Genomic DNA, 3,882 nt, shown 5'->3' on the forward strand with positions numbered 1-3,882 from the left:
CCAATACTGCTTATTTTGCCGCTTCCGAGGGGCGTTATCGGGGATTAATTCGGGTGGAAGATTTACAGGCGATCGAGCGGAGTTTCTGGTCAGAAAAACAACTGCTTGATATTGCCCATCCCCTCGCGGAAATTCCCACTGTTGAGGAAAAAACCCCCTTAGTGACGGTGGTGCAGAAATTGGAAACCATCCCGGACCGAATGATCACGGTGTTAACACCAGCCTCCGCCGTAGCGGGAGTGATCGATCGCAGCGATATCCTCAAGGCAATTGCGATTAAATACCAAATTCCCCTAGAGGAAACGGATATTGAACGCGCTCGCGAGGGAGTTTACCCCAGTTATTTGCCCTTAAATGTTATTGCTGCCGCTCTCGACAAGAGTGAACCGCCAAAAATCGGCGAACCGTCCTTAATGTCCTGACGTAGAGAGGATGGAAGATAATAATCTTGAATCTGGCTAATCCGAAAATTTCCTCGCTGGTTAACCTGCCACAATTTCCCCGTTTCCACATCTAAACAACTTAACCAGCCTTGGCCGTAGGCCCAAGTATCGATACAAATGGCATGGCCGAGATTAATCGGTTTCCCGCTTTTTTGGCTGGTATGGCCGCAAATCATGGTTTTTCCCGAACTATGGGCGGCGGGATATTGAAATTTCTCCCAAAAGAGTTTGTATTCTGGTTGTCTGGCTAGGGGTAGATGGGGATCGAGACTAGCGTGAACAAATAAATGATTGGCAGTTTCGTAGCTATTTATACAGACTTTTCCTAAAAAATCCCAGTGGGATTCGGGAATTTTAATCAGGTGGCCTTCGCTATAGGATTTGAGGGTGGCTTTACCGCCTTTTTCTAACCAGAGACGCTGTTTGAGGGGGTTATTACGGGCTTGCAGCATGATAATCTCGTGATTACCTTTGAGGGGAATCAAATTTCCCTGTTTATGTAGGGAAATCAGGCGATCGATCACCCCTTTCGAGTCTCTGCCCTTATTAACGTAATCACCGAGGGTGATTAAAGTATCTTGCGGTTTGGGGTTGACGATCTCTAGCAAGTGATCTAGAGCTTTCGAGCAACCATGAATATCGCCGATCGCTAAGGTTCGCATGAGGATTTAGTAGGGGATTAGGGCATAGGTAGGGTTTGCGGCAAAAAGTTTTTCGTGGGGGCAGGGTGTGGGGTGTGGGGTGTAGGGTGTAGGGTTTTACCGATTTTGAGGTGGTCAGTTACCTAATTTTCAGGGAAAAAGTCCAGGAATTTTACCCCCGATCCCTCCAATGGTAGGCAATTTTTGAGGTCAAAAAAGTCTAAAAGCCTTATCAAACAAAGTTTTTAGATTTATTCAGCAAACCCTAGGTACGGGTAAAAGTATTAAAAAAATCTGCTCACGACAGACAGCGATTATCGGTGATCTTGCTTAGGGTAACAAAAAGGCTTACAGTAAAATGTACCATAAATTATCAAATCTACTAAATTAATTAAGCTGTGCCGAAAGTTGTTATTGCAGGTAACTGGAAAATGCACAAAACCCAGAGAGAAGCTTTGGAGTTTTTGCAAGATTTTAAATCCCATCTAGATGAAACCCCCGACGACCGAGAAGTAGTTCTTTGCGCCCCTTTCACAGCTTTAGCTGTCCTCTCTAAAACCCTCCACGGTGGTCGTATTCGCTTGGGGGCGCAAAATGTCCACTGGGAAAAATCGGGGGCTTATACGGGCGAAATCTCGGCGGATATGTTAACCGAAATTGGGGTTCACTATGTGGTTATCGGTCACAGTGAACGCCGGCAATATTTCGGCGAAACCGATGAAACCGTCAATTTAAGGGTTATATCTGCCCAAAAACAAGGTTTAATCCCGATTATCTGCGTGGGAGAAAGTAAAGCCCAAAGAGATGCCGGAGAAACGGAAAAGGTAATTATCAAGCAAATTCAAGGGGGTTTAGTCAATGTTGACCAAAAAAACCTCGTTATCGCCTACGAACCCATCTGGGCGATTGGCACGGGGGAAACCTGCGAAAGCGAGGAAGCCAACCGCGTTATCGGTTTGATTCGGCAACAATTAGATAATCCCGAAGTAACCATTCAGTACGGTGGTTCGGTAAAACCCGATAATATCGATGAAATTATGGCTCAATCGCAGATAAACGGGGCTTTAGTCGGTGGGGCAAGTCTAGACCCCGCCGTCTTCGCTAGGATTGTTAATTATCGTTAATTGATTTCTGCTGCCATGACGCGATTTTCCAAAACCCCGATGCCTTCTATTTCCACCCGAACCTTATCCCCCACCTGCATCGGTCCGATTCCTTCGGGAGTTCCCGTTAAAATCACATCCCCCGGCAGCAGGGTCATCACTTGAGAGATATAAGCCACCAAGACATCGGGAGGAAAGACCATATCGCTGAGATAACTGCTTTGTTTGGGTTCGCTGCCATCATTGAGAAAAGTGGTTAATTGCGCCCCGATACTCAATTCCCGGACAATCCAGGGGCCGAGGGGACAAAAACTGTCAAATCCTTTCGCCCGCGTCCATTGGCTATCTTTTTTCTGTAAATCCCTAGCGGTGACATCGTTAGCAATGGTATAACCCCAGATTTTGCTTCTGGCTTGGGCTGTGGTGCAGTTTTTGGCGGTTTCTCCGATAATTAATGCCAATTCTCCCTCATAATCCACTCTTTCCGATTGGGGCGGATAAAAAATAGTTTCACCATCGGCGATAATTGTCGTCGGTGGCTTGAGAAATAAAAGCGGTTCTTCCGGTACAGGTGTTCCCATCTCGGCGGCGTGGGCGCGGTAATTTTTGCCCACGGCAATAATTTTCGACGGGAAACAGGGGGCTAATAGTTGGTAGCTATCAGGTTCTAATTCTAGTTTGGTTAGTTGCCCTCCTTGCCAGGGAGGGGCATCAAAGACGGCAACGCTACGGTTTAGCTGTAACAGTCCGTAGAAGATTTGTCCTTGAAGATGTTTCACTCGTACATAGCGTTGCGCCATATTTTTCTGGGAATGACTAGCGATCGACTCTCGGATAGTAGTATGATCATATATCCTTGCTTCTTTATTAAAAGCTAGAGAGTTATGAAAATCAATTAACCTCCGGTCTTGACAAAGAAGCCTTCTAGTCCATAAGGATTCTGAGATGAGCAATAACTACGAAACTCTTTACATTCTCCGTCCCGATTTAGGGGAAGAAGTCGTTCAGCAACAAGTGGAACGTTATCGGACTCTGATTACCGAACACAGCGCCACAGACATTCAAGTTAAGGTGTGGGGTAAAAAACGTCTGGCCTATCCCATCAAAAAACTCAATGATGGTGTCTATGTGCAGATGAATTATCAGGCAACCGGCAAACAAGTCGCCCCCATGGAACGCACCATGCGTTTAAGTGATGAGGTTATTCGTTATTTAACCCTAAAACTCGATCGCGTGGTGGCCCCCCCTGCCGATTTATCTCCCTTAACGGAAATTCCCCCCTCTCCTATCACCGAAGCGGTGGTGGAAGATGACGGTATCTCCGCTGAAGATTAATTATAGTCACAACTGTGTCGGGTCAATGCCCAATTCCCGTAATCGGGCAAAAGCGCGGTTGCGTTCTTGTTGTGCTTGGTTGCGCTCCTCAAAGAGGGTTTCAGGGTCTTTAAATCGTTCCCCATCCGGATAAAAGACCTCTAAACCCTCTTCAAACATCTCAAACCGAATCCCTAGGATTGGGGAAGTCCAGGGAAAATTCAAGGCCGTTACTGGGAAAAAATCCTCTTGCTGATTGGGTCGCACCAATCCCCAGAAATCATGGGAGTCTGGGTCATAGAAAAACATTTCTAATACCCCATGCTCCCGATAGAAAGACTGCTTTTTGAGCATTTCCCTGGCACTATTGCTCGGAGAGAG

The 3,882-nt window shown here is 46.4% G+C and carries 5 protein-coding genes and 1 pseudogene; 3 read left to right on the forward strand and 3 right to left on the reverse strand.

Going from position 1 to position 3,882, the window contains the following annotated elements; genetic code table 11:
• The coding region (locus PX481_RS18165; RefSeq protein ID WP_502888617.1) for a CBS domain-containing protein at nucleotides 1-422 on the forward strand (422 nt) is incomplete at its 5' end.
• Here PX481_RS18165 and PX481_RS18170 read toward each other — a convergent pair.
• The gene (locus tag PX481_RS18170) at nucleotides 341-1,105 is read right to left on the reverse strand and encodes a metallophosphoesterase family protein (protein ID WP_002760958.1); all 765 of its coding nucleotides are present in this window, start codon (nucleotides 1,103-1,105) and stop codon (nucleotides 341-343) included. The two genes, PX481_RS18165 and PX481_RS18170, sit on opposite strands and share 82 nt — an antisense overlap.
• Nucleotides 1,106-1,482: 377 nt before the next feature.
• Here PX481_RS18170 and tpiA point away from each other — a divergent pair, with 377 nt between their 5' ends.
• Nucleotides 1,483-2,208, forward strand: coding sequence for a triose-phosphate isomerase (gene tpiA, locus PX481_RS18175; RefSeq protein WP_002760957.1), 726 nt, complete (start codon nucleotides 1,483-1,485; stop codon nucleotides 2,206-2,208).
• Here the strand turns inward: tpiA and PX481_RS18180 are convergent.
• The gene (locus tag PX481_RS18180) at nucleotides 2,205-2,987 is read right to left on the reverse strand and encodes a fumarylacetoacetate hydrolase family protein (protein WP_288095331.1); all 783 of its coding nucleotides are present in this window, start codon (nucleotides 2,985-2,987) and stop codon (nucleotides 2,205-2,207) included. The genes tpiA and PX481_RS18180 overlap by 4 nt on opposite strands.
• A gap of 145 nt (nucleotides 2,988-3,132) precedes the next feature.
• Here PX481_RS18180 and rpsF point away from each other — a divergent pair, with 145 nt between their 5' ends.
• Nucleotides 3,133-3,522: a 30S ribosomal protein S6 gene (gene rpsF, locus PX481_RS18185; RefSeq protein WP_288095333.1), complete on the forward strand. Its 390-nt coding sequence runs from the start codon at nucleotides 3,133-3,135 to the stop codon at nucleotides 3,520-3,522.
• Between the two features lie 6 nt (nucleotides 3,523-3,528).
• On the opposite strand, the pseudogene PX481_RS18190 reads toward rpsF, so the two are convergent.
• Nucleotides 3,529-3,882, reverse strand: a pseudogene (locus PX481_RS18190) (Uma2 family endonuclease); the annotation flags it as partial.

This window comes from Microcystis sp. M53603_WE2 (genome assembly GCF_030065435.1).

Coding starts and splice junctions, on each gene's coding strand:
- PX481_RS18170 (WP_002760958.1), bottom strand. CDS start 1,105: ATGCGAACCTTAGCGATCGGCGATATTCATGGTTGCTCGAAAGCTCTA.
- PX481_RS18180 (WP_288095331.1), bottom strand. CDS start 2,987: ATGGCGCAACGCTATGTACGAGTGAAACATCTTCAAGGACAAATCTTC.
- rpsF (WP_288095333.1), top strand. CDS start 3,133: ATGAGCAATAACTACGAAACTCTTTACATTCTCCGTCCCGATTTAGGG.